The organism is Granulicella aggregans (genome assembly GCF_025685565.1).
Lineage (GTDB): Bacteria > Acidobacteriota > Terriglobia > Terriglobales > Acidobacteriaceae > Edaphobacter > Edaphobacter aggregans_B.
Genome location: NZ_JAGSYE010000002.1, coordinates 1,105,630 through 1,131,150, shown reverse-complemented (window position 1 = coordinate 1,131,150; position 25,521 = coordinate 1,105,630). Strand labels below are relative to the sequence as shown.

General features: G+C 57.2%; 16 protein-coding genes. 7 read left to right on the top strand and 9 right to left on the bottom strand.

Annotation, left to right across the window (positions count from 1 at the left end):
• Positions 1–274 precede the first annotated feature (274 nt).
• The gene (locus OHL18_RS14145; protein ID WP_263375495.1) at positions 275–1,552 is read right to left on the bottom strand and encodes a hypothetical protein; all 1,278 of its coding nucleotides are present in this window, start codon (positions 1,550–1,552) and stop codon (positions 275–277) included.
• Between the two features lie 315 nt (positions 1,553–1,867).
• Here OHL18_RS14145 and OHL18_RS14140 point away from each other — a divergent pair, with 315 nt between their 5' ends.
• Positions 1,868–4,291, top strand: a complete 2,424-nt coding sequence (locus OHL18_RS14140; RefSeq protein WP_263375494.1) for a hypothetical protein — start codon at positions 1,868–1,870, stop codon at positions 4,289–4,291.
• A gap of 71 nt (positions 4,292–4,362) precedes the next feature.
• On the opposite strand, the gene OHL18_RS14135 is transcribed toward OHL18_RS14140, so the two are convergent.
• Entirely contained in the window at positions 4,363–5,550 is a 1,188-nt protein-coding gene (locus tag OHL18_RS14135; RefSeq protein ID WP_263375493.1) for an acyltransferase family protein, read from the bottom strand.
• A gap of 552 nt (positions 5,551–6,102) precedes the next feature.
• Here OHL18_RS14135 and OHL18_RS14130 point away from each other — a divergent pair.
• Positions 6,103–9,648: a TonB-dependent receptor gene (locus tag OHL18_RS14130; protein ID WP_263375492.1), complete on the top strand. Its 3,546-nt coding sequence runs from the start codon at positions 6,103–6,105 to the stop codon at positions 9,646–9,648.
• A gap of 443 nt (positions 9,649–10,091) precedes the next feature.
• On the top strand, positions 10,092–11,477 hold the full coding sequence (locus OHL18_RS14125; protein WP_263375491.1) for an Ig-like domain repeat protein: 1,386 nt from the start codon (positions 10,092–10,094) through the stop codon (positions 11,475–11,477).
• Between the two features lie 461 nt (positions 11,478–11,938).
• Here the strand turns inward: OHL18_RS14125 and OHL18_RS14120 are convergent, their stop codons facing one another.
• A complete protein-coding gene (locus OHL18_RS14120) occupies positions 11,939–12,622 on the bottom strand; it encodes a hypothetical protein (RefSeq protein ID WP_263375490.1) in 684 nt (227 codons plus the stop codon).
• Positions 12,623–12,963: 341 nt separating this feature from the next.
• Between OHL18_RS14120 and OHL18_RS14115 the strand changes: the two genes are divergently transcribed.
• Complete coding sequence (locus OHL18_RS14115) at positions 12,964–13,407, top strand: Spy/CpxP family protein refolding chaperone (RefSeq protein WP_263375489.1); 444 nt, start codon at positions 12,964–12,966, stop codon at positions 13,405–13,407.
• A gap of 205 nt (positions 13,408–13,612) precedes the next feature.
• Here OHL18_RS14115 and OHL18_RS14110 read toward each other — a convergent pair whose 3' ends face one another.
• From OHL18_RS14110 to OHL18_RS14100, 3 genes are all read right to left on the bottom strand, one after another.
• On the bottom strand, positions 13,613–14,167 hold the full coding sequence (locus OHL18_RS14110; RefSeq protein WP_263375488.1) for a porin family protein: 555 nt from the start codon (positions 14,165–14,167) through the stop codon (positions 13,613–13,615).
• A 92-nt stretch (positions 14,168–14,259) separates the two neighbouring features.
• On the bottom strand, positions 14,260–16,656 hold the full coding sequence (locus OHL18_RS14105; RefSeq protein ID WP_263375487.1) for a glycosyltransferase: 2,397 nt from the start codon (positions 16,654–16,656) through the stop codon (positions 14,260–14,262).
• Positions 16,657–16,790: 134 nt separating this feature from the next.
• Positions 16,791–18,011 (bottom strand): hypothetical protein, encoded by a 1,221-nt coding sequence (locus tag OHL18_RS14100; RefSeq protein ID WP_263375486.1) that lies wholly within the window; start codon positions 18,009–18,011, stop codon positions 16,791–16,793.
• A gap of 459 nt (positions 18,012–18,470) precedes the next feature.
• On the opposite strand from OHL18_RS14100, the gene OHL18_RS14095 reads away from it, so the two are divergent.
• The gene (locus OHL18_RS14095) at positions 18,471–19,457 is read left to right on the top strand and encodes a hypothetical protein (protein WP_263375485.1); all 987 of its coding nucleotides are present in this window, start codon (positions 18,471–18,473) and stop codon (positions 19,455–19,457) included.
• Positions 19,458–19,484: 27 nt separating this feature from the next.
• Here the strand turns inward: OHL18_RS14095 and OHL18_RS14090 are convergent, their stop codons facing one another.
• From OHL18_RS14090 to OHL18_RS14080, 3 genes are all read right to left on the bottom strand, one after another.
• Complete coding sequence (locus OHL18_RS14090; protein WP_263375484.1) at positions 19,485–19,889, bottom strand: periplasmic heavy metal sensor; 405 nt, start codon at positions 19,887–19,889, stop codon at positions 19,485–19,487.
• Between the two features lie 176 nt (positions 19,890–20,065).
• Positions 20,066–20,572 (bottom strand): hypothetical protein, encoded by a 507-nt coding sequence (locus OHL18_RS14085; RefSeq protein WP_263375483.1) that lies wholly within the window; start codon positions 20,570–20,572, stop codon positions 20,066–20,068.
• A complete protein-coding gene (locus OHL18_RS14080) occupies positions 20,569–21,153 on the bottom strand; it encodes an RNA polymerase sigma factor (protein ID WP_263375482.1) in 585 nt (194 codons plus the stop codon). Before OHL18_RS14080 ends, OHL18_RS14085 begins: the two co-directional genes overlap by 4 nt.
• Positions 21,154–21,517: 364 nt before the next feature.
• Here OHL18_RS14080 and OHL18_RS14075 point away from each other — a divergent pair, with 364 nt between their 5' ends.
• Together OHL18_RS14075 and OHL18_RS14070 are read left to right on the top strand one after the other, a co-directional pair.
• Positions 21,518–24,598 carry a choice-of-anchor D domain-containing protein gene (locus tag OHL18_RS14075; RefSeq protein ID WP_263375481.1) on the top strand — a complete coding sequence of 1,027 codons (3,081 nt, stop codon included), beginning with the start codon at positions 21,518–21,520 and terminating at the stop codon, positions 24,596–24,598.
• Positions 24,599–24,666: 68 nt separating this feature from the next.
• A complete protein-coding gene (locus OHL18_RS14070; protein WP_263375480.1) occupies positions 24,667–25,335 on the top strand; it encodes an Ig-like domain-containing protein in 669 nt (222 codons plus the stop codon).
• Positions 25,336–25,521: the final 186 nt, after the last annotated feature.

The window sequence follows — 25,521 nt, the reverse complement described above, 5'->3', positions numbered from 1 at the left end:
TCGAGGAGCCCTCGAAGTAGGGCAGCGTTCCGTCAGGGCACCGTATCCGATCTAAGAACGGCAATAGCTGTGCATCGCCCAGAACGAATCCCAGCGGCTCGCGAGATGAAGCCGATGCCCACCTCCGCAAATTCTTTCTAGGGGATGACTAGATCGGGAAGCGGCCGGCCCCGGCGATCGAGAGGCGGATTACTCAGCTGGGCAAGAAGAGGGGTGTCGTTTCTCGTTTCAGCTCGTGATGGCAGCTCCAGAATCAGTTTGAGCCCGGAATGAGCTACGGATCGATTCGCGAGGCAATGATGTTGGATTGAGGCGCGTTTCCGCGAAGGTTTTTAGCCTGCAGCAACAACTCGAAGTGCGGAATGCTGCCGTCAGGCCGTTTGATCTTTGAAAGATAGTCCTTGAAGCCCCGGTCGCTCAGCAGAAAGTCAGCAGCGGTCTGCGTTGCCGGGCTGCTGGTGCCTGCTACGAGGAGGGCATTGCCTTCTCCATCCAGGCTGGGCTGGAAGGCGATCAGTCCGTAGACCTCGTTATTTTGAGCGGTAGCGTCTTCGACAAAGAGCGTCTCTTCGCCTGCCTGCGGGTGTTTATTGACCACCGAATTCTTGTGCCGCTTCCAGTCGAAGTCGACATAGAAGTTCATCCGGCTGGCGAAGAGCTCCACCCAAGGGTTCGCTCGCGGGCCACCGATCAGGACGAGGTTCTTTTCCTTGGCTTCGCTGATGCTCAAGTCACGCGCATAGCGGATCTCGGCCTTCATCTGCTTGACGTCCGGTATGCGCACGAGGCGGGCGACGAGGTTCAGATCCGCCATGCTGGTGTAGTTCGAGCCGGCGAGATCGGACGTGCTGAGGCCGGTAGTCTGGGAGGGCTTAGCGAGATAGTCCCGATTCAGATAATTCTCGAGTGTGACCTGTTCCCCGGTAATCTCTTCAATCAGAATCAGGGTGCTGTCTGCAGGAACGATCACCTGGCCGCGTTGCGGATCGAAGATGGTGTTCCAGAAGCGGGCGTAGGGATCTTCGGCTGATGCGTGGCCGCGACGCAGAAGGGTCCAGCTACAGATCAATATCAGAACCCCTGCACCCAGTGCCGCGAGCAATCGCCATGGGGCCTGGCTGGCTCCTGTCTCTGCGATCGGCGAGATGACAGGGATCCCGTCGCCATCCGCTGCGGGCTTTTGTACGGCGAGTTCAGGATTTGGCTCGAAGAGCGGAACATAGCTGCCCTTCGGGATCGTGATCCGTACCGGCTCAAACTTTCCCGTGGTGCGGAAGTACTCTTCCAGCCGTTGGCGGAGCAGTCGGGCCTGCGAACGGACGATGCTGTCCTCGCCCGGACTATAGGCGGGGGGACGGCCGAAGACTCCGATGCCGATCTGCTGCTCGTTGATCTCTAGCCGGCGACCTGTCAGTTCCATCTCGCAGACGAATTTGAGGAAGGCGCGAAGCCTGGCTGATTTTTCGAGGATAGGAGAGCTCGAGACCCTCTCCATCAACTGCCATCGCGGGTCGTTTGTGTCGACGGGAACGGTCATTAGGGGAGCGCTCATTCCAAGGACCCGGATCCGGGTAGAGGCTGTTGACCGAGGACTCCTGAAATGCCGGGAGCTTTCTCGTGTTTCCTGATCCAGAAGATTAGAAGGCGTACCTTCAAACTACCAGCCCGACCCTGCGCGGGCAAGTGGCTGCCCCTGGTGTAGGTGCTTCACTGTGAAATACAGGTTCCGGGATGGGCGTCTGGTTCGATGCGAAAGGAGAAACCGTGAAAAACGTTGCGGCGTTCCACACCGAGTGCGAGGCTACTCTAGCCCCTCTCCGCACACCGCTTTCATGTATGATCTGACGATTCTGCTCACAGGAGTTCCATGCCCCTTTCCGCTGGACCGGCTTCTCTGAAGTTCTGGCTGCTCTCATTCGCTATCCTTCCCGCTCTCATGATGCCGGTGGCTGCCGGTGCCCAGATGGTCACGCCGGAGATCGACCGAGCGGATCAGCCTTTCTCCTACTTCAGCAAGCCGACGGACGTCATTGGCGTCATGAATGCGCCTGCGGCAACGGAGATCTCTCCGGAGGGGTATCTCTATACCGGATTTGGCGAGCTGATGTTCTTCGTCGGGCCCGAGAAGCAGCCTCTTTCGGCGCGCGTGAGGACGCTCGAAGAGGGATATCTTCCTGTGATCAGCTACACCGTCACGCACCTGGGCATCGAGTACCGGTTCACCGCCTTTGCCGCACAGGTGCCAAAGAGTCCCGCCTCCGATACGGAAGCAACTGGGCAGATCGTCAACTTCATCCGCATTACGATGCATAACCCTGGGACAAAGCCCGGTGCCGCCTTTTTGACGACAGCACTTCGCTACCAGGCGGAGCAGACCACGCAGGATCCTTTGGCGGACAACCGTTTCCGTCGGCCAGTTACAGCAGAGCGCGCGGGCGATTACCAGCAGCCCGGCGAACCCTTTCGCGGCGACTGGAAGTATCGGATCGGCGATGGAAGCTGTCTGCGCGAAGACCGCACGATGTTCGTCTATCCGCAGCAACCTGCCCCGCGCCTCTCGATGACACTGAATTCGCACTACAACCGCATCGAGACGGTGTCGAACCCCAAGCCCAATCTCACGCCAATCACGCCGGTGTGCAGCGCGAGCTATTCGATCCCGCTTGCGGCGGGAGAGAGCAGAACGATCGATCTGCGTATGCCGCTGACGCCCACGAAGGAGGGTTCGAGGGAGAATGCACAGCTCGTCTCGGCGGATTTCGACCGTTCGCATGACGAAGTGGTGAAGTTCTGGCACTCGATCCTCAGTCGCGGCATGCAGATCGAGTTGCCCGAGTCCAAGCCCGTCCAGACGTTCTACGCGAGTTTGGTCTACGACCTGTTATCGCGCAATATCGTCGACGGCAAGTTCATCCAGACGGCGAGCCAGTTTCAATACCACCGGTTTTATCTGCGCGACTCCGCCGACTACGTCCGGATGTACGACGCGACCGGCTACAAAGACATCGGATCGCAGGTGATTGGCTTCTTTGAGACGCGTCAACTGCCGGACGGCAACTTCATGTCGCAACCCGGCCAGTACGATGGCTGGGGCGAAGCTCTCTGGAGCTTCGGCGAACACTTCCGACGGACGCATGACCTCGCAGCAGCCAACGAGATCTATCCGCGGATCGTCCGTGCGGTGGATTGGCTAATCCAAGCCCGCGCGAACGATCCACTCCACGTCATGCCGGCGAGCGACGTGCGGGACAATGAGTATGTCTCTGGCCATCTCACCGGCTATAACTTTCTCGCTCTCAATGGGTTGCGTTGTGCGATCGAGCTTGCTAGCGTACTCGGTCACACGGAAGATGCAGCTCGCTTTGAGAAGGAGTATGCCGACTATTCCGGGACATTCTTCTCGTTGCTGGACAAGGCATCGAAGGAGCAGGGTGGAGTTTTGCCTCCGAGCCTCGATGCGGGTAGCTGGAAGGGAACGGACTGGGGCAATCTCCTGGGAGTTACTCCGGAGCCGCTGCTGGATCCCTTTGATCCTCGCGTCACCGCTACGCTGAAGAGCACGCAGGCCCGCTATCAAGAGGGAATTACCACCTACGCCGAGCCCGACGACGGCATCTTTCTTCATCACTACCTGACGATCAAGAACACTCTTACTGAGCTTGTGCGCGGCGAGCAGGACCAGGCGATTCGCGAGTTCTATGCCGAGCTGCTACATACGAGCTCCACCCACGGCGGATTCGAGTACGCGATTCGCCCATGGGGATCGCGTGATTTTGAGGGCAACATCGCCCCTCACGGCTGGTTCGCCGCAGACTATCGCAACCTGCTCCGCAACATGATGGTGCGTGAAGAAGGCGGCAGCCTGCATCTGCTCTCCGCTGTCTCGCCGGGGTGGATTGCCAAGGGCAAGACGATACGCGTCAGCAAGGCTCCGACCTACTTTGGCGACATCGCATTCGAGCTTGAGTCCTCTTCAGAGAACACAGCAGTCATGCATATCCGGAGCAGCTTCGATCATCCGCCGACCGACCTGGTGCTCCATCTTCCGTGGTTCCTTGAAGGCATCACGGTGACTGCTGACGGCAAGCCGGTAGCCGCCAGCGGCGGAACGGTCCATTTGCCTTCCACCGCCCGGGATGTGAGTTTGGCCTGGAAGCATCGCTCGAACTCGACCATGAGCTTCGACCGGACCGTGGCGTCCTATGAGGCTGAGTACCGCCGCCGCTATGAGCATCTGCTGTCGACTGGGCAGATGTCCCCGCTTAGCGATCCGTGGCAGGTGCCAGAGTAGGCCGAGTTGCTCGTCGCAATGAAAGAGGCCATCCTGCCGGATGGCCTCTTTCGTTTGCTATCCATCGCGTTCTACAACTTGATAAAGATCCTGCGACGATACAAGAACCAGACCGGCAGGAAACAGATTCCAACAAACAGGATCGACCAGATCAACGAACGTAGGGGTGCTGATCCAAGCCACAACGGAAGGCACAGATAGAGATAGCGTTGCAGCGTTCCGGCCCCCGCCATGGGGATGTTTTCAATAGCGATCGCCAGAAGCTCCGAGAATACGTAGGCAGTAAGGGCATTCGTTCCGAAGACCAGCCAGGGTGTCAGACCCTTCTTCAGCCACCCCCGCTCGTCGATCATCCAGATGAGGGTCGCCAGCAGGAGCATCGAGATCCCTGCTGCAAACAACACGTAGGAACTTGTCCAGAGACGTTTATTGATTGGGAAGCTGTGGTCCCAAATTAGGCCAAGCCCGATCATTCCCGCAGCCGCAAGCGCTAGCGAGAACAACCGCCGCGTCGCCGGGAGATCCGTTCGCCGTATCCACATCCCAGTAAGTGAGCCCAACAGGACGGTCGCGGTCGCTGAGAGGGTGCTGAGCACTCCCTCTGGATCGTAGAAACCCCGATGATAGAAGTGGCCCTGCGGAATCAGTAGCCGGTCAAGGAAGCTTGCCAGATTACCTTGCGGGTCGAGGAACGGAATATCAATCCCTGGGAGTCCAAAGCCTGGCACGGCCACCTGGGTCATCAGGAGCCAGTATCCGATTGTGGCGGCAAACGTGAGTGCCACGATCATCCAGTTCCGGAGATACAGAAGCGGCAAGCCGCAGATCAGATAGCAGAGTCCAATCCGCTGGAGAACTCCCATGTAGCGCAGCGTGCTCAGGTGAAGCTCCGGAAGCGCGTTCAAGAGCAGACCGAAGCTGATCATCATCGCTGAGCGTTTCAGCACCTGAAGGGCAATTCTTCCCGGGGGCGTGCCCTTTGCCAACCGGCCCTGGAAGGACAGCGCCATGGAGACGCCCATGATGAAGAGGAAGCCAGGGAAGACTAGATCAGTCAGCGTGTAGCCGTTCCATGCGGAGTGCCGAAGCTGAGGATACGAGACCGCTCCGTCTCCCGCAGTGTTGACGAGGATCATGAAGGCTACGGTTAGGCCACGCAGCACGTCGAGCGACGTCAGGCGGGAGCCGATCGGCCTCGGAGTGCCTATGGATTGAGCGGGCGAACTCTCCGTAAGTTTATACGAACTTGAGGGGGTCACCGTCAGATTCTGGCTGGGGCGACCCGGCCAAATCAATGTTTTTCACAGTTCACCCGACCGAAAACAATGGGGTTTCAGATCTAGAACGGTGACCTACGGAGAGGAAGCGTGCGACGTCCAGGTGATCCCTATCCTGTCGCAACTCGCACGGTGAAAAGACAGTGAAAGACGTTGGCAGCCTCCAAATGCTCGGTAAGACTCTGTTCAACGCCCGCCAATCCAAGTTTCTGGTTGATCCATGTCCGCTCATCCAGGCACGCCTCACTCACTACGACTCTTCGCTCACGAAGGAATCTGCCGCAAACATTCGCTTGGCTCCGGGCGGCCTCAGGCCAATGCCTGGAACAGGCGGATCGGTTGAGCTTTCAGGCGGTGCTTGAGGCACTGGATCGGCCAGACAAGTAACGGAAGCCCCGAACGTCCAGCTGTACAAACCCGCTTACTGTGAAGCCACGTCCACGCTTTTTCATCCAGCGATACCTTCACCCTCTGTTAGCCATCTCGCGGGTGGATAGGCCTACCGATCAATTTCTAAGAAAGCAGGAGATACCCATGGATCAGAACAACTCACGCTCCCCTCTACCGGCTTTCAGCGTGTCTGCCTCGCAAAGCTTCCTGCGGACAAATATAAGGCGGGTGTGGCCCATCCTCGTCGCGCTTACCCCGATCGTCTGTCTGCCGGTTGTCACGCCGCTGATGACTCAGCGTGCGGAGGCGCAGACGTTTGCCGCCGCCATCACCGGAACTGTGGTCGACCAGACTGGCGCGGCGATCCCCGGCGCTAAGGTCGAGATTCGGAACCTGGGGACCAGCGAAGTTCGGACTCTGACGTCTGATGCAAGCGGGCTATTCACCGCAAGCCAATTGGCACCCGGCCAGTACAGCCTGTCCGTCACCGCAGAGGGCTTTAAGGCGTTCGTGACGAGCAACATCACTCTCGAGGGAAGCCAGCGCGCTGAGTTCAACGCTAAGATGGAGCTTGGAGCGTCTTCGACCAGCGTCCAGGTAAACGCCTCCGACGTCTCGCTGGATACGCAGACGGCGAATCGCGAGGTCACGCTCGACGCGCAGAAGATTGAAGATCTGCCTACGAGCTACCGCAATCCGCTTTATCTGGTTCACAGCACGGCTGGTGTGGTTGCCGTACGTACCGGTCTGGGTGCATACACGACCGACCAGAACCAGAACCGCTTCGCAATGAACGGCGGCCGCGACGAGTCTTCGTCGATCCTCGTCGACGGTGCGTCGATCGTCGCGCCTGACCTCGGCGGCGCGATTGCTACCCCGAACCAGGACGCTACCCTCGAAGTCCAGATTCAGCGCACAGCGTACGACGCGGAGTTCACACACACCGATGGTGGCGTGGTCAGCCTCGTGACCAAGAGCGGAACCAACGAGCTTCATGGCTCTGCCTTTGAATACTTTCGCAACGACCACCTTGACGCCAATAGTTGGGACAACAACAACCAAGGCATCGCTCGCCCGCTCTTTCAGCGGAACCAGTTTGGCGGCAGCATCGGCGGACCAATCCTGAAGAACAAGCTCTTCATCTTCGGGGCGTATGAGGGACTTCGCCAGGGGCAGCCGGGAACTGCGGTCTACACCGTTCCGACGGCGCTTGAGCGTACTGGCGACTTCTCGCAAAGCGTCTACGCGGACGGAACTCCGGTCAAGATCTACAACCCCTTCAATGTCGTGAACGGCGAGCGGCAGCAGTTTGCGAATAACATCATCCCGACCTCAATGCTGGATAAGGTTGGACTCGCGGCTGCGGCACTGTATCCGCTGCCCAACGTCACAGGCCAGGTGGGCGGAGGCAACAACTTTGCGGCGACGGCCAAGGTCGTCTCCAACTACGACAAGTTCGACATCCGCGGCGACTACATCATTAACCAGAAGAACACGATGTTCGGTCGTATCACCAAGGCCTGGCAGTTGAACTCCGCCGCCGCGTTCTTCAAGAATCCGGGTGATAGCTGGGGCGGTGGCGGTGAGAACGACTTCCGTTACGAGATCATCCTCGGCGAAACCTGGACGCCTTCAGCTTCGTGGGTGGTCAACTCGATCGTCAGCTATGGCAAGTGGACGGAGAATGACTACTCGTCCAGCTTCGGGCACTCGGCGACGGAGCTTGGTTTGCCTGCAGCTACCGTAGCGATGTTCCAGGCGAATGCCTATCCCGAGTTCAACATCGACAACTATCAGCAGATCGGTTTGAGCTCGGACAACGTTACACCGCATGAGACGGACGGGCTGCAGTTCAACATCTCGCATGAGCTTTCGCGCCACAGCTTGAAGTTCGGCTTCCTGGGAGAGATTCAGCGTCTCTATCCTGCTAGCCTCTCTTCACCGAACTTCAACTTCGGCAGCGGATTGACCGCCGGTCCGACGCCTGTCACCCAGGGTCAGGACAGCGGTAACTCGATCGCGTCGCTGCTGCTTGGTACCGGCTACAGCGGAGACGTCGCGTACACGACGAAGCTCGATCTGCAGCAGTTGAACTTTGGCTGGTATGTTCAGGACACCTGGCGCGCCACAAACCGCCTGACTGTTACTGCCGGTATCCGTCACGATATCCAGAACGCCCGCACTGAGCGCTTCAACCGTATTAATAACTTCGACCCTACGGCCGTAAGCCCGATCGCTGGGGTCACCGGACTTCCGCTCACCGGCGGTCTGGTCTTCGCTACCTCCGGCAACCGCGGTCTCTGGGACGCGCAACACACGAACTTCGATCCCCGCATCTCGTTCGCCTATAAGTTGACGGACAAGCTGGTAGCGCGTGCCGGATACGGTATCTTCAACCCCAGCGTCTACGCCGAGAGCGGTGACGCACCGAGAAGCTCCGATGGCTTCTCCAGCGACACCTCCTGGAATTCCACCGTCGGCGGCGCTGGAATCACGCCTCTCAACGTGGTGAGCAATCCATTCCCCGATGGCCTTGTCGCTCCGACCGGCAACACCCTCGGCCTCTCAACGTTGCTCGGCCAGCAGGTACATGCTGGTCTGCGCAGACACCCGACACCGTACGCACAGGTTTACAGTGCGGACTTGCAGTACCAGGTCGGTCCCAATGGTGTGATTGAAGTTGGATACTCCGGCAGTCAGGGACGGCAACTGCTTCTCGGCTCGTTCTCTGACCTCAACCAGCTTCCTTCGAACTATCTGGCGCTGGGCGAGAACGCGCTCAATACCCCGGTCGCGAATCCTTTCGCCGGCGTTATCACCAGTGGTGATCTTTCGGGAGCAACCATCCCGTACTGGAGGACGCTGGTCAAGTATCCACAGTTCACCAGCGTGCAGCGGCTCGCTGATACCCCGGGTGCCAGCTCAACCTTCAACGCTCTCGCAGTCAAGTACAACCAGCACTTCTCATTCGGATTGAACGCACTCATCACCTACCAGTGGTCGAAGGCGCTCGACAATACGTCGGAGAACAACTATTGGGAAGTTGGCGATGCCATCCGTGACGTTTACAACCTCAAGCTGGATCGCTCCATCAGTGCGCATGACATCCCTCAGGCGTTTGTTGGCACCATCGGCTGGGACCTTCCCTTCGGTCACGGCAAGAAGTACGCCAGCAACATGGGGACGCTGACGGATGCGTTCCTTGGAGGATGGAAGTTGGAAACTATCGTTCGTCTGAACGATGGCTTGCCGCTGAACCTGACGCAAAATAATGTGGGCTACAACTACGCCGTGACCCGGCCCAATATCACTTCGATGGCGGCGCTAAAGCAGGGCAAGCGCTCGGTCAACAGGTGGTTCAACACGGATGCAGTGACCGATTCCAGTTCGCGCACCTATAACGCTGACGGCACGGTAGCGGACATCTTCCCGACCATCGGAAACGCACCGCGCTATCTCTCAAACGAGCGCTATGTCATTACCCGCGACGCGGATATGGCTCTCGAGAAGACCTTTCCGCTCTACCGCGAGTCGAACCTCCAGTTCCGTGCCGAGGGCTATAACGTCTCCAACACTCCGGTTTACGCCGCACCGGATACCAATAGGAATGATTCGTCGTTCGGCGTGGTCACTGGCACCAAGAGCGTCGGCCCGCGCACGCTCCAGTTGGGCGTACGCCTGTCGTTCTAAGCGAAGTCTTGAGTGGCTTTCAGCGGAGGTGTGTGAGACGGAAGGCGAAAGTCGCTTTCTGTCCCACGCACCTCCATTTTTGCGTCCATGAACCAAATACTCCCAGAGTTGAATCTACGATCTGACATCTCCCGACCCCTGCCTGCAATCGATGTGGCTCCATGGCCTTTTGTATCGGGTCCATTGCGCTTTGAAGCGTGAACGCAGCGAGGAGCTCCCACTCGCTTTCTACAGAGGGTTGGTCTTTGTTGCGGCGAGCGGACCTCTATCGATGGGCTGCCTTTACTGAAGACGCAAAATCGATTTTCAGATGTAACCTCGGCCTCGAAGATAGCCGTCAAATTGGCGGTATCGCTTCCAAGGTTTGCCTCTGTTCCCATAGGAAGAATTTAGATCAGACCAGAAGGAGGAAAGTGTTGAATTTATTACGAGGAGATTCCCCGATGAAAAATAAATTTTTACTAAAGCTGGTCGCTGACCGGACAGACGGGCTGCCTGATGAGAAGGATTGGTGCCCTCCTCTTGATCGTCGAGCCGCACTCAAATTTCTTGGAGTCGGAGCATTGACGACTGTTGCGGGTTGCGGGAATGGAAGCAACACTACCGCGATAGGCACGACGAAAGCCTCGACGACAACATCGCTCGGGACATCGACAACCTCCGCAACAGTAGGCACCAGCATTACTCTTACGGCAATGGTGGCTCCATCAGCCGCGACCGGTTCGGTCACTTTCTACAATGGTTCGACATCGCTCGGCAGCGTATCGCTGAGCTCCGGCACCGCCACATTGACGACCAGCTTCAGCAGTGCGCAGACGGCAACGATAACGGCTGAATACACGGGCGACAGCAGCTATTCGAGCAGCACGTCGAGTGCATTGACGATCACCGTTGCGGCCACAACGGCCGGCACGACGGTGACGACGATCGCTTTGAGCACATCGACAACAGCCACCACGGTCGGAACCTCCGTGACGCTCACGGCTCGGGTGACACCTATAGCGGCTACGGGTACAGTGACGTTTTACGACGGGGCCACCTCAATCGGCACCGGGACGCTCAGTTCCGGGAATGCCACACTGACCACCAGCTTCAACGCGGCAGGAACGGAGTCGATTACGGCTGTATACGCGGGCGACAGTACGTATGCGGGCAGCACTTCCAGCGCCGTCTCAATTGCGGTCACCAGCAGCACGAGCTCCTCATGCGGGACCTCGATTGCTGCCGTAACGGAAGGACCGTATTGGGTCACCGATAGTGCATCCGGCTACGATCGCTCTGACATCCTCTCTGACATCGCTGGAACCAACACACAATCGGGAGTGCCGTTCTCTCTGACACTTTACGTCTACGACGCAAAGAACAGTTGCGCCGCGCTACAGAATGTCCAAGTAGATATCTGGCACTGCAACGCTGCCGGGGTCTACTCTGGCATCCAGAGTTCCACCAACGGCAACGGCACTGACTACACCAGCCAGAGCTGGCTGCGAGGTTATCAGTTGACCGATTCGACTGGAAAGGTTTCCTTCACAACGATCCTTCCAGGCTGGTACACAGGCCGCACCACACACATCCATATCCGCTTTCGTTCAACCTATGACTCGTCAGCGGACGGGAGCACGAACACTGCCCAGCTGTTCTTCGATCAGACATTTGTCGATACGCTGGATACCACTGTGTCTCCATATTCCAGCGAAGGTAGGAACTCCGTGACAAATGCCGGTGATTCCATATACACCGCGGAGGGCGGCACAACACTCCTGAGTTTGAGCGGGTCAGCGAGCGCTGGATACACGGCATCCTTCAGTGTCTATCTGCCTCTCAGCTAGCTTCTCCAATGGAGAAGTGCGGGCAGACAACTGCCCGCACTTCCTCTTTCTGCTACGCCTCGCCTTGATGAGCATCCGGTCGAATGCACCATAGGCCGGAGACGAAAGACGATCCAAGAGCGGATTAGTTCGGTTGCGTATCTGGAGATTGAGCGGAGCCATCGCGTCTTCGGTCTACCGGGACGTGCGGCGATTAAGGGGCCATCGCGTCGCCGAGTCGAGTCGACCAGCCTATTGAGAACAGATATCGTTGAGCATCAAAAAAAATGTTTCCGGTTGTAATCCTTGAGAACCTACTTCTCGTCACAAGAAACGCGCTCGGCAGCCTGGAACTTAGTTGCGGGATGATCATGTCATCCGCTTCTACGGACAGGCTGCCGGGGGCGGCGAAACATTGGATAGGCCAGTGATCACGGAGTCAGCATTGATTCGCGAACTTAAGCAATCGCTAGCCCCCGTACTCAGGCCACGAGGCTAAGAGTGCTTCCCGTGGTGCTCGCGCCAGAGAACAATCCCAATGCGGGCTGCGCCTGGAAGGCGGTCAGAGCCGACTGTGCAGCGCTGAGACTTCCGGTTGAGATGGCCGACTCCACGTTCTTGAGGAATGTTCCGATGGGATCGTTCGTGCCGTTTGCGGTGATGCTCGTGCTCGTGGTCTGACTCGTCGAAGAACTATCCTTTGTACCCTGTGGGCTGTCGCTCTCAAGGGCCGTAAGATACTTTGCGGCGGAAGTGAGGTCCCCCGAAGCGATGGCAGACTCCAGACTGGAAAGAGTCGAATCAAAGCTTCCTCCAGACTGAGAAGAGGATCCCGGCGCAGGTGCGGACTGGAGGGTCTTGAGTGCTGTCTGGGCAGACGATATATCTCCCGAAGACAATGCGCTCTCCACACTTGTCAGGAAGGTACCGATTGGGTCGGTGCCGTTGGAGCTGCGGGGATTGGCCGCCTCCAGCTGCGTCAGATACTCCTTTGCCGAACTCAGGTTCCCGGAGCTGATCGCCGACTCGAGTTCTGAGAGTGTGCTGGTGAAGGTATCTTTCGTTGAGCTGGTGGAAGTGCCGGTGCTAGAGGAAGACGTAGAGGACGAGAGTAGCTCGGCGCTCAAGGACGAGAGGTAGGTGTTCGAAATGCCTGAAATGCTCATGCTTTGCTCCTTGGGATTTAGTCGGGCGACCCAGCGCGAACGCTGAAGCGAACGTAAACAGCAGGTTCTGCAAAGCGCTTCTCACGCGCGGGAAGCGCGCAAGACGAGCGGCGGGAGCTAATGTAACGCACATAAAGCGCGCCAAAGAATCTCCAGGAATTTCTGTAGCAATTTGATTGCCATGTTCTTTGAGTTTCATGAGCGTGGAGTAAAGCACACCTCAGATTCAGCGTATCTTTCGCTTGTACTCCGATCTCTCCGGCCCCACGTCTAGATAGACAGGTTGCGTTTGTCGCAACTTCAGCGAGCGAAACCTGTATTCAAGCCCCAAGGAGATTCTTATGAAACGCACGACTCTATTGATCGCAGCAACGCTGGCGGTCGCACCGATCCTTCATGCGCAGAACTCCCCAACTCCGGCGCAAATTGCCGAGAGATTGGTCCAACGCTACGCGATCCTACTCGGCCTGTCTTCAACACAGCAAGAGCAGGCGGTCACGATATTTACCACCGAAGAGACGGCCGAAGCTGCTCTACATACATCGGAACTGACCGCACAACAATCACTCGAGACCGCCGTCAAAGCCGATAACACTGCCACCATCACTCAACTCTCAGCATCGCTCGGCGAGCTTAGTGGGCAGAGCACGCTTGCACGCTCGCTCGCTGACGCACAGTTCTATGCAATTCTGACCTCCGATCAACAGACGAAATTTGCTCAGATCATGACCCACGGGCCTGGCGGAGGCTTTGGCGGCCCCGGGGGACCTCCTCCGCAGCGCTAGATATTTTGTAACGCCAGTTGATTCGGGTAAAGCAGATGTACAGAGCCGATTTTTGCAACAAGCCCACAGGTTCTCCGTCCGGTTGAAGCGGCCGGAGAACCTGTGCCACGTTGACAGTCCGTTTCAGTGGGGTTGAGTTAAGGCCAGATCGCAGTAACCGCGATCTGGCCTTATGAATATGATGTCGCGCTCGTAAAGGTCGCGGTTAGTGGAAATAATAAGCAATGCCAATAGACAGTACGCGCGGCGTCAAGCCGTGGGGCGGGAAGCTACCCCATTGCTGGAACTCATAGTCCGCACGTAGATTGATGGAGCGCCGCAATCGGTAGTCTGTGCCAAAGCCGCCGGCCCACATGTTGTAAGCGAGATTCGCTTCTGCCCCGCCCGTAGGATTACTTGGTGCCGGGGGGAAGCTGAATAATCCGCGCCCGACCATAACTTTGGCATAAGGGGAAAAGCGGCCAAAGTGCATCACATAGCGCGGACCGATCTCATAAGTTCTTTCATAAATGCCCTCTGAAGAAGTGGGGTCATTCACCTGGTGAAACTCCGCCTCAATGCCTAGATGGTTTCTGAAATCAAGTGTGGAATAGAAGCCGAAGCCCTTGAACGTCTTTTGTGTATAGTCAGGACTCGCAAAGTTGAAGGTTCCTCCTGCTTGCAGGTCGGCAACCCGGGACGCTGTCGGTGAAGCCTGAGAATACACATATGGAGCTGTAGTAACTCCTGCACAAATGAGTAGTACGAGCGACTTGAGCACATCATCTCCTTGACTGACCTTGACGAAAGGCTACTTACTACGGCGCCACATGAAAGTCCGCGTCTTTGAAGGTTCCAACCCGACACTTACTACTAAGCAGGGATAGGTTGTTCCTTGCGCGAGATACGTTTGGAATCGCTTCTGATCGCTACTGAAGCCTCTTTCAAATGAAAAAGGCTCCAACTGCCTGCTGCGAAGATCGCGACGAGAAGTGCCCCGTCGAGGGCCTTGCGCGTCGACCAGTTGTACAGGCCGAAAGAGTTCATGGAGACCAGCACTCCGGCGAAGATCCAGGTGAGTCGCGCCCGATCCTGGAAGTGAGACAAGGACCGTGAGGAGATCAATGCGAGCGGCAACGTCAGCGGCGCAACGTCGTATTCGATGAGGCGAGGATTGAGAAGAACGACCCCCACAATGACCATCGGGATCCATTGCTCCAACGAGAAGACGCCCGCAAAGTAGCAGCGGGATAAGTACACGAGTATGACGAGGACAGGAATGCTATAGCCGAGATAGAAGAGGAAAGCCCAGGGGGAGTATGAGAGATGATAACTAAATAGAAGACTGCTTAAGAGTCCTGCAGGACTGCAGCCAAAGTCACCATTGAATCTGAACTGGAGGTCGACGGCTTTAAGATAGTTTTTAAACAAGCTCGGCCAAAGCAACGGTTGGACGGCAAATAGGGCGATGCCGGCTGCAACGGTGATGATGGTCCAAGCTCGCTGCCTGTGTGCTGAAAGAGGTGCGATTGCCACCAGGCTCAACAACGGCGCTTTGAAGAAAGAGGCCAGAAGTACGACCGCGTAGAAAAGGAGCCAACTCTTGCCTCGCCATCCCAACACTGCGGCCGATAGCACTGCCGCATACAACAGGAAAGCTATATTGCCGCTCAATAAGGTACCGTCGGCGAGTAGTCCGGGAAAGAATGGCGCGATCGGAAGGAGGAACAGAAGCCATCGGCGCTCCTGCCATTGCACTGCCTGCATAGCTACCCAAAATTGTACGAGTATAGCAATTGCATAGAGCAGCCAGTAGGCTGCTTTGACTGGGGCCGACGGAAGTGACCCGATCAGTCGCAGCAGAGGCAGTGTGGCAGGCGGATAGACATAACTGTAGAGCGGATGATTGCTGTCGTTCGCGCCTCCGTTTTGATGAGCTTTGATCTGCAGAGCGATTGCTGTAGCGTACGGATCGTGCCCGCCCCTCAAGGTATGGATAGCACTCTGATAGATCGCGGAATCCCAGCCGACTTCCGCTATGGACACCCAAACCGTGATCGCAAGTGCGGCAGCGACCCACAGCAGCAAGAGTAGCCGCATGGATCTCAGGGTCTGTAACCTCTGCCCCCACCTGCGGTATATCTGGGTCATTCTCTTCGGTTCGCCAGCTTCGCGCATCGATGCGGGATGCTCTCGTCCGCGCCACGTAAGCTGGCTCCCGATGGAAAGATTCCAGACCGAACCGAGCATGATGCCGCATAAGCCTGCGAGCCCCCAGGATCTCCCGCCGCGGATGAGCGTCGATGTAAGGACAACGTTTGCCCATCCGCCAAAGGAGCAGGCCAGAAGGAAAGTGATCGCGCCCGAGACCGCTCGCCGACCCCGGAGCCGCCGGTCTTGAAAGATGAGCCGGTTGGTCAATGCAAAATTCCCGGTCATTGCCGCGATGGTTGAAATCGTTTCTGCCTCAAGCAGCTTGAGGTGAGTCACGTGTATGAAGAGGAGGGAAGTGGCGAAGTAAGTGATAAGTCCGATGCAGCCCACGACGCAGTAGAGGGTGAGCTCGACAGGAATCATGCGCCCCAAGATCTGATTGAGAACCATCGCGAGGTACTCGATGCCCACAGTGCAATTGAGCTTGCTTTGTCCATGTTTACGCTCGGCAAAGATGTAGCCCACTTCTGCAATCTGAACCGGGCGCCGCGAAGAGGAGAGTAAATCTACAAGGATCTTGAATCCGGAGCCTTGCAGGTCATGTACTACTTCCAGGAGAAAGTTGCGGCGCAACGCGAAGAAGCCACTCATCGAGTCCGTTAGCTGCACCCTGCACACCAGCCTGCTGATCTTCTGGCCTAACTGGCTCAGTAGCACGCGCAGGGGTTTGAATTCACCCATGCTTCCGCTCTCCGCGTTACGAGTCGCGATCACAACATCTAACGACTCGCTTCGCAAGCGTCCAAAGAGCGCGGGCAAGATGGTTTCATCGTGTTGCAGGTCCCCATCCATTACCGCAATGAACTCGGCCTGTGTTGCCAGCATCCCTTCGATGCAAGCTGATGCCAAGCCTCGTCTACCAATGCGATGTACGAGGCGGATATTCGACTGAAGGCAAGCCTGGTTGGCGATGACCTCCGCCGTTCCATCTGGAGAGTCGTCATCTACAAAGATGGCTTCCCAGCGGAGCCCTTTGAGAGCTTGATTCAGGCGGGAGATCAAGAGTGGGATGTTCTCGCGCTCGTTATAAGTTGGCACTACTACCGCAAAATCCATGGATTCTCCAGTCTGCTCATCATCTGGAAGTCGCGGCTTTCCGGCCGACTGCATCCAAACATGGGCAAATGTTTGTCATTTGGTAGAAAGAGGAGCGGGCGGCGCACAATTGAATCAGCATTTCGAGTGCGCTGTTAAGCCCAGGCGGAGGCCGCCCCGCGGTGACGCCGCAGAGTTCTGGGGGCCCCGGCTCGATCCACGGCCAACTGCCATACGCCCCCAATGAATGACGCCAAGAGAAGCAGGCCCGCGACCGGCTTCCATAGCCCGTCGACATTCGTGACAAATGCGTTGATCGTGAGAAAGAACAGTGATGCTTCTAAAACGGTCCGGCCGAAGCTGTTCTTGCGCGCAAATAATCGCCACACCACGAGCGCTATCGGCAAGCTGAGTGGGGCGGTGTCATACTCCTTGATTCGTGGGTTTAGAAGAACTACCCCAATCAACATCACCGGAGCCCAGTGAGCTAGGGTCAAGCTGCCCGCGAGAAACTGGCGCGATAGCCAGAAAAGAGTTGCCAGAAGGGGTACCGCGTATACCCCGTACAAGATGAGTGAGGCTGTTGCGTACGGGAGATGAAAGTAGAAGAGCGCGCTTCCTAACAGGCCTGACGGGCTGATCCCGAAATCGTGGTTGTAGCTGAACTGCAACTCGACCGCCTGCAAGTAGCTGTGAAACTCCGTCGGCCAAAGAAGAGCCTGCACCGCGAACAGCAGCAGCCCCGCAGCCATCGTACTACCGGAAGAGAGCCATTGCCGCCGGGCGGAGAGTGGTGCAATCAGTACCAAGCTCAGCATGGGCGCTTTGAAGCAGGAGGCAAAGAGGACCGTGGCGTAAAACGGGAGCCATTCCTGGTTTCTCCAACCCAGCACGGCTGATGCAAGGACAAGTCCATAGAGGACGTAAGCCAAATTTCCGCTGAAGATCACGTTGGTCTGCAGCAGTCCCGGGAAAAAGGCTGCGAAGGGAGCCAAGAGCAGGAAGACTCTGCGCTCTTGAGTTGTCGTCAGTTGCAAGCCAGTCCACACGGCTGCGAGAAAACCAAGTTCGTAAAGCATCCAATAAACGCTTCCGCTTAGCCAGAGAGGGAAGTGCCCAGCTCCCCGCAGGAGTGGGAGTGTCAACGGCGAGTACACATACGTGTATGGCGGCATTGCATCGGGGGCGTTCGACTTGCCTGAATCATGGAAGGCACGCTGGATAGCGATGCCATCAGCGTATGGGTCATGACCTCCAGTGACCGAACGGAGTGCGTTGGTATATACATCCAGATCCCACCCAATGGGGCTGAAGTGTAGCCGAGCCAAGACGACGAGGCTCGCAGTTGCGACGATGCAAAAGACCGCGGCCACCATGCGACGACGCAACGAGATATGACTGTCCACGGGATTCGGTTTTACATAGTAGGTTGCTGCTTGCGCAGGCCTGACGCCAGATTGACTAAAAGGAGACTTACAGCGATGCGACACAGCGCTCATCGGCATGCTGCAGCAGCTCGCAAACGGGGCATTTTCTTCGGCATGTGGAACCAGCATGGGGCATTCCTAAACGGCTTCGAGATCGCTGCCACACGCGTCGCAGCACTTCAGTTGACGGGAATCGCACAACGGGGGATTACAGGTGCCTTCGCTCGCAGAACGCATAAATGCCGCGCAGCAATCGCCGGGTAGCAGCGGTAGTGGGAACTCATGTGCATAGCCTCGGCGCATAGACATGGAGCCAAAATGAATGGATTGGCGATTTGAAGGCGCTCTGAAGGCACGATGGTGCAATGTCTGACTGCCTCCCTCAACCGTTAGAATGAGTAAGGGGGAATGGCATTGCGGTTAGTTTTCACTCGATTTGCCTGGTCCATCGCGCTTGGACTCTTCTGGTTGAGAGCGGATGCGCAGTCACCGGGCAGCGCTACCGCAGCGAACCAGCAGGAGCCGATACAGCAGGTGAATCAGGTGCCAACTTCGGCCGTATGGCTGAAAGGCATGAATGGCGGTGTCGCTTTCGCTGGCATCCACGATTCGTCGATTGGGTGGTACCAGGCCATAACGCCGGGCTTGAGTTATGAGTTTTCGCATCGCTGGTCGACCGACGCAAGTTTCACGTTTTATCCTTACCGGCTGGCGTCCAATCAGAACCCAATGACCTCTACCTCGGAACCGCTTGTATCAAGCAACGGGGTGATCGGTGACACATTGTTTGGATTCCATGGGAGATTCAATCCCCGCGGCCTTCTGACTACTTCGACCGCTTCGCTGACGGCGCCAACGGGGGATAAGGCGAGTGGTCTGAGCACTGGCAGGGTCACGTTCGATTTGAGCGAACACGTCGAGAAGTATCTGCGGCGAACCGGTCTTATCGTCGATGCCGGGGGAGGGGATTCATCGACGCTCTTCAATCAGTTGGTCACCAAGGACTACAGTTCCCTGGGGCCGATCGCTCACTTTCAAGCTGGCTTCGGCATCATCCTTCCCCGCAGAATGTACTTCCGATCGCTCGCGTACGAGCAGCTCCCGCTCGGCGATCAGAAGATATATTCGAGCCTCTCACAGCCTGGACAGCCCGGGCATCCGTCTATGGAAGTGGTGACGGGTCGTAAGATCAGCGAGGATAACGGATTCACGAGTTCGATGAGTATTCCTCTCACCGAACACTGGATCTTTCAGAGCTACTACAATCGCAGCCTTCGATTTCGGATCGATACTGGCTATTTTGGATTTACGTATGTCCTTAAAGGGACGCCGATTCCTCATCGGAGATCCCTCATCGACCGGGCAATCCGGGAAGCTGAGGGCCTGGAGCCATGACCGAAGCCTTGGCTTAGGAGAATGCCGTCACGGTTCGTTCGCCGCAACTTTGCCTAGCTTTTCAAGCTGTTGAGGGTCCATCTGTTGGCGGATCTCAAGCAGCATCTGCGAGTTCGCCTTCTGGAGCACAGATCGGGCCTGGTTGACAGCGTCGATCTGCGCGAACACCCGAGACTGATCCACTTGCGGCCCCTTGCTGACTGCCTCAAGCTTCGCGCGCTCATTTAGGAGAGCTTTGTAGCTGTCGACAATCGCGGCCTTATGCGAATCGAAGATCGAATCCATCCTCTTCTGCTGATCGTTGCTCAGACCGACTGCCCTTACGGTTGCCTTGTCGTCCCACCAACGGCCTGGAGGACCGAACTGTAAAGCCGATCGCGTCCCATTGTCTGCTTTTCCGGAGCCAGCGACTTTACCGTTTGCACCTGGCATCGGAGAGCCACCTGGCCCTCCACCGTTTAGTCCACCTGGCCCACCAGGGCCTCCCGGCCCCCCGGGAGGCGGAGGGCCGCCTGGCGGCTTCCCCTGCGCTCGGGCTCCGACCGCCAGAGCACATGCGCAGCCGATAAGCAGAATAGTGCGTCGAAATGGACCAATTCTGAAGATCTTCATCGACTTCTCACGGTTCGTCTTGTTGGATTGTGCAGCTGCGATTGATCGACGATGTCATACTCCGCGAGAGGAGAGGCTTCATCCGCAGCAAGCGCAGAATCCACGGACTGCATAAGAACATTATCCTGAGCGATCTGGGCCTCAGAGTCGCCTTCAACCAAATTTACTGTTTGCAAGTCCGGCTTGGCGGTGAGCTTATGCCGCAGCAAAGGCAATGCAATGACCAGCAGCATGGCCATCGCAAGGGCCCATCGTAAAGGAACGGTAAAGACGGGGTGCGAGCTCTCGCGAACCCGGGCCCGCAGGCTGACCGCGGGCTGGCTCTCACTCCACGCGAGGGACGCCCGGCTAAAGTGGTCGACCGAAGTCATGAAACCGCTGATCTCTTCACGGCAGGACTGGCATTCGGCGAGGTGGGTCTCGAACTCAGCCGGAGGATCAGACTGAAGGAGGCACTCCGCGATCTGCTCTTCGGTCAGGTGCGCGGATTGGAGTGTGCTCATACTCGACCTCCTACCTTTGCTCGAACCGTGGTGATGGCCCGGCGCAGGTGCGTCTTCACCGTATTTACGGGCATACCTGTCACCTCGGCGATCTCAGCCACATCAAGCTCCTCGGAGAATCTTAGGATAAAAACTCTGCGTTGGTTCGTTGAAAGTTTCTCGACAACGGAAGCTACCTGCTTCGCCTTCTCCTGAGCCAATATTCTAGCTTCTGCGGAAGATCCTTCGCTGGGCAGAAAGGATGCCATCTCCGTCACATCTAACGAGGTTGCGGCAGCCTTTCGCCAGAATTGAAACTTCTTGGTGCGAAGCTGATCCCGAATCAGGTTGTTTGCGATGCTGAACAACCATGTGCTGACTGCGGAGTCGCCACGAAATGATGCGCGTCCGTTATACGCCTTGAGGAAACAATCCTGAGTGATGGTCTCCGCGATGTCCTGGTCTCCAATCGAGAAGGCGACATAACGCAACACCCTCGGGCGATAGAGGCGGACGAGGGAATCGATGTCATCCAGTTCAGAGATGAAGCTCACCTGGGTGCTGCCCTCGTAGATCATAGATGCTTGGTTGGCAACTTGCATAGGCTTCCTTGTGGGACGAGGATAAGGCGTTGGCGGGTTACAGTGGTGCCGGTTCTTCGCACTCTCTGAGGCGGATCGATCAGCCCATCTGAGACTTTCCGCGCAGTCTGTACCATGGCGAACCCAGACAAGACATCCACTTTGTAGGGCTCACGGAAGAAGACGCTAACTCTTGCGCGGCAGGTTACGCGGAGTTGCGAGAAATTCTGGCTGTGGTCAGCAAATGTCTGACAAGCGCGTAACCCGCGATTTTGAATAGCGCGTCTCCCACATTGAGTTCTTGAAATCGGTGGCCAAGCCGAGGCGATTCACGTTCGCAGCGACAGATTTGCGCCTTCCGTTCAGTCATAGTCGGAGACCCTGCATGCCGTTGGATCGTTCCTTGTTTCCCAAGCTTCACCTCACTTGCGCTCTAGCCATTGCTACGGTCTGTCTTTCGATGGTGAACCTACCGGCACGCGCCCAGACATCGGTGCAGATCCACGACATTATGGTTGCGGGGTCGAATCCCACCGTCGGTACGGCTGCGACCGAAACTCTTCCCTATTCGCCTTACTTCGGGCAGTCCGTATCCGTCTCCGGCATCGTCGTGGGTGTCATGACCAACGGGACGATCTATATCTCAGAGCCCTCTGGCGACTGGGATTCGTTGGTTCTCACTGCCGAAGGCATGCCGGTCTTCCCGGTCAGCGGAGTCACGGATACCTGCGGGATCGTAGGAAATGTCGTGACCGTCGTTGGAACAGTAACAAAGACAACCCAGACAGTCGCGGTCGACACCGTTGGAACCGGCGTTACCCCGACCTCCTGTACTGTCACTTCGACGGGCGGCACCATGACGCAAAGTATCTCGGTGGGTTCCGTCCTCACGGAGTTTGGTGACGCCCTCAAGTACACCGGCATGACCACCACCGCGACCTTTTACGCTGTCGCACCGACGACGGGGACACTGACTGAGTCCACCGAGACGGAAACTTCAACGGGACAATTCTGGGCCACGCTCGCGTCAAACGCGTCGACTAACAACCATATCTTCCGCTCGGCGGGGATAGCGGGCGATGAATTCATTCCCGCGACCGCTCCTTCAACCGTAGCAATTTGGGGTGGCAATCCGCAACGAGTGCTCATTGACACGACAACATTCGGCGGCGCCGCGATCAATGTCACAGTGGGTCAAAGTATCAGCTGCACCACCGGTTCCAACATCACGGTGGGTGCGACCAAGGGCATCGGTCTGATCGATTACACGCTCGGATACGCGCGCCTGCTTATCTTCCCCACCAGTGTCTGCACGATTGGAGGCACTGTCGCGACCAGCACCTCAGCCACCGCCGATTCCAGCCACTTCCACGTCGGCACACTCGACCTGGATCATTTCTACTCCACCACGGCAGCTACCACCGGCTCCGTGGCCGTCACTTCCGCCGCCTACACCCGCCGTCTCACGAAAGCCGCTCTCGCCATCGTAGACGCCCTGGGTTCGCCGGATATCCTCTCGCTGCAGGAGGTTCAGGATCTCAACACGCTGAACGACCTTGCCACCGCCGTCAACTCGCTTGGAAGCACAACCTATACTCCTTCGTTGATTCAGGGCAATGATTCAGACAGTCTGAACCTCGGCTTCCTGGTGAAGTCGGCGACGGTGCTCACGGATTCCGTGACACAGGTGGAGAAGACCTCTACATACACCACGGCCAGCGGAGGCTCGGCGACCCTCTGGGAGCGACCGCCGCTGGTGCTCAAGGCAGAGTTTGTACGCGTGGGGAAGAACTATCCTGTCACGGTCATCGATGCCCACTTGACCTCGCGAGACAACATCGGCGATGCCACGCTTGGCCCCGACATCCGAGCACATCGTGCCGCCCAGGCGACGGATCTGTCGGCACTCATCCAAACCTACCAGGACGATGGTCAGAACGTCATTCTCGCTGGAAATCTCAACTCGTTCGAGTTTTCCGATGGATATGTGGACGTGACTGGCATCCTCGACGGATCGCCTGCTGCCACAACCGCTGTCACCCTCTACGAACCTACGAGCACGACCTCTCCCCTTACCGATTTCGCCACCCAGGTTACCGCCACAAGCCGCTACAACTATATCGAACGGGGCAATGCCGAAGTGCTTGAGCACATCATGGCATCGGCTACTGTGCCAGACACGTCAACCGCCTCGGCGTCGCTAGCCTCCTACGTCTCTGAGGTAACACAGCCGCACTTCACCACCGACTTCCACGAAGTCGATGCCAACGACTCTACTACCCCGGCCGGCCTTACACCGCACGACGGCTTCGTCGTCGCGTTCACCATCCCGCCTGTTCCCACGACAGCGTCCATATCTTCCTCGGCTATCGACTTCGGTTCCGTCTATATCGGTTCAAGCGCCACCCGGACCGTCACTCTCACCAACACCACAACCTTTACGTCTACCGTGAATGTGACCGGCGTAGCTATTTCGGGAGCGAATGCCTCAGACTTCACCCAGACAAACAACTGCTCCGCTCTCGTCGAGAGCGCCACGTGCACCATTACGCTGACCTTCACTCCAGCCGCGGTCGGCGCTCGCAGTGGCCTGCTCACTGTCACGACGGATTCCACCTCAAACCCCACACTGACATCGACCCTCACCGGCACCGGGGTTACTCAGCTTAGCGTTTCGCCCACATCTCTGAGCTTTGGGAACATCGACATAGGCTCATCTTCAGCAGCCCAGACCGTCACTCTGACGAATGCCACCAACGCTTCGATCGCTCTCGCTTCCATTGCCATAAGCGGCGACTACGCCGACACAACAACCTGCGGCTCATCCCTTGCCGCGCTTGGAAGCTGCACGATCTCGGTCGTTTTTACTCCAACCACCACAGGCGTCCGGACCGGTACCCTTACCATCACCTCTGGAGTCTCTGTTATCACGGTCGCTCTCACGGGCAATGGTGTCGACTTCACCATCGCCATCAACCCAACCTCGGGGTCCGTAATTGCCGGCGATGCTGTCACTCCAGACATCATTCTCACTCCGGTCGGCGGCTTCTCCGCACAGGTAAATCTTTCCTGCACCCATACGACGAGTGGTTCAACCTGTGTGCCGTCTACGAGCAGCCTCACCTTGAGTTCGGCCTCCACCATCCCGGCGACCATCACCACAACCTCGCAGTACACGGTTATAGGCTATGGCGGTTTCGGCTCAAACTCCTGGACTATTCTTCTTGGGCTGCTGAGTACTGCTGCAATCCTCTGGGCGGCGCGTCGTGGACGCAGACAACTCCGCGTAGTCGTGGCGCTGCTCGCCTTCGGAGCGATCTGCCTCGCCAGCATGGGATGTTCTGGCCGCCTCCCCGACAAGAACACCACGCCAACATATCCCGGGACCTATACCTATATATTCACTGCTACTGATGGGACCCTCACTCGCACTGCGAGTTACACCCTGATCGTCAGTGCCAAGTAGTGTGCGATTTGCGATGACGCGTATGCCGACGCAGTGAGAGGGAACAGATGGATTTGGATAGATACCCAATGCTGAAGACTGCCATCATTGCGGTGGCTTTATGGTTGTGTCTCATGGCTCTTACCGGATGTGCAAACTTCTTTCCGGATGACACGACGACTACGACGCTTACAAGCTCTGCTACCTCCGCGACCTATGAGACATCGATCACCTTCACCGCAACCCTCTCGACCACGCTCGCTACAGGAACAGTCACCTTCTACGATGGAACGACCAGCCTGGGAACGGGGACAGTCAGTTCAGGAGTCGCGACGCTTACGACCGCTGCTTTAGCAATCGGCACGCACTCTGTCACTGGGGTCTATGGCGGAGACAGCACGTACGGCGGAAGCACCTCGGTGGCGTTGAGCATCGTAATCGATTCCGATCTCACGGCAACTTCCACAACGCTCTCAGCTTCCGTATCGAGTGGGACATTCGGTACTTCGCTGACGCTTACGGCAACCGTCTCTTCCACTTCCGCTACAGGCAATGTGACCTTTTACGATGGCACTACCATCCTGGGCACCAGTACATTGTCGGACGGAGTCGCAACATTTACGACAACGACGCTCCCTGTTGGCACGAATTCGATGAAGGCTACGTACGTCGGGGACAGCAGCTACGCGACCAGCACTTCGGGCAGTATCACCGTGACGATTATCGAAGCCAGCAGCAGTATTGGTCTTGCAATCTGAATTTGTACCAGGGTGAGTGATAAAAGACTGGATAGAGCGTGGCCCGCCTGCTAGACGAAGGGTTGCAGGTTCGAGTCATGCCGCCGGAGCCATAGAATCAATGACTGAAAGGCTGCTGGGCAAAAACCCGACCTCATAGAATCGACAGTGAGCGCAAAGAGTCTTTCTGGGGAGGATCATCGGCTC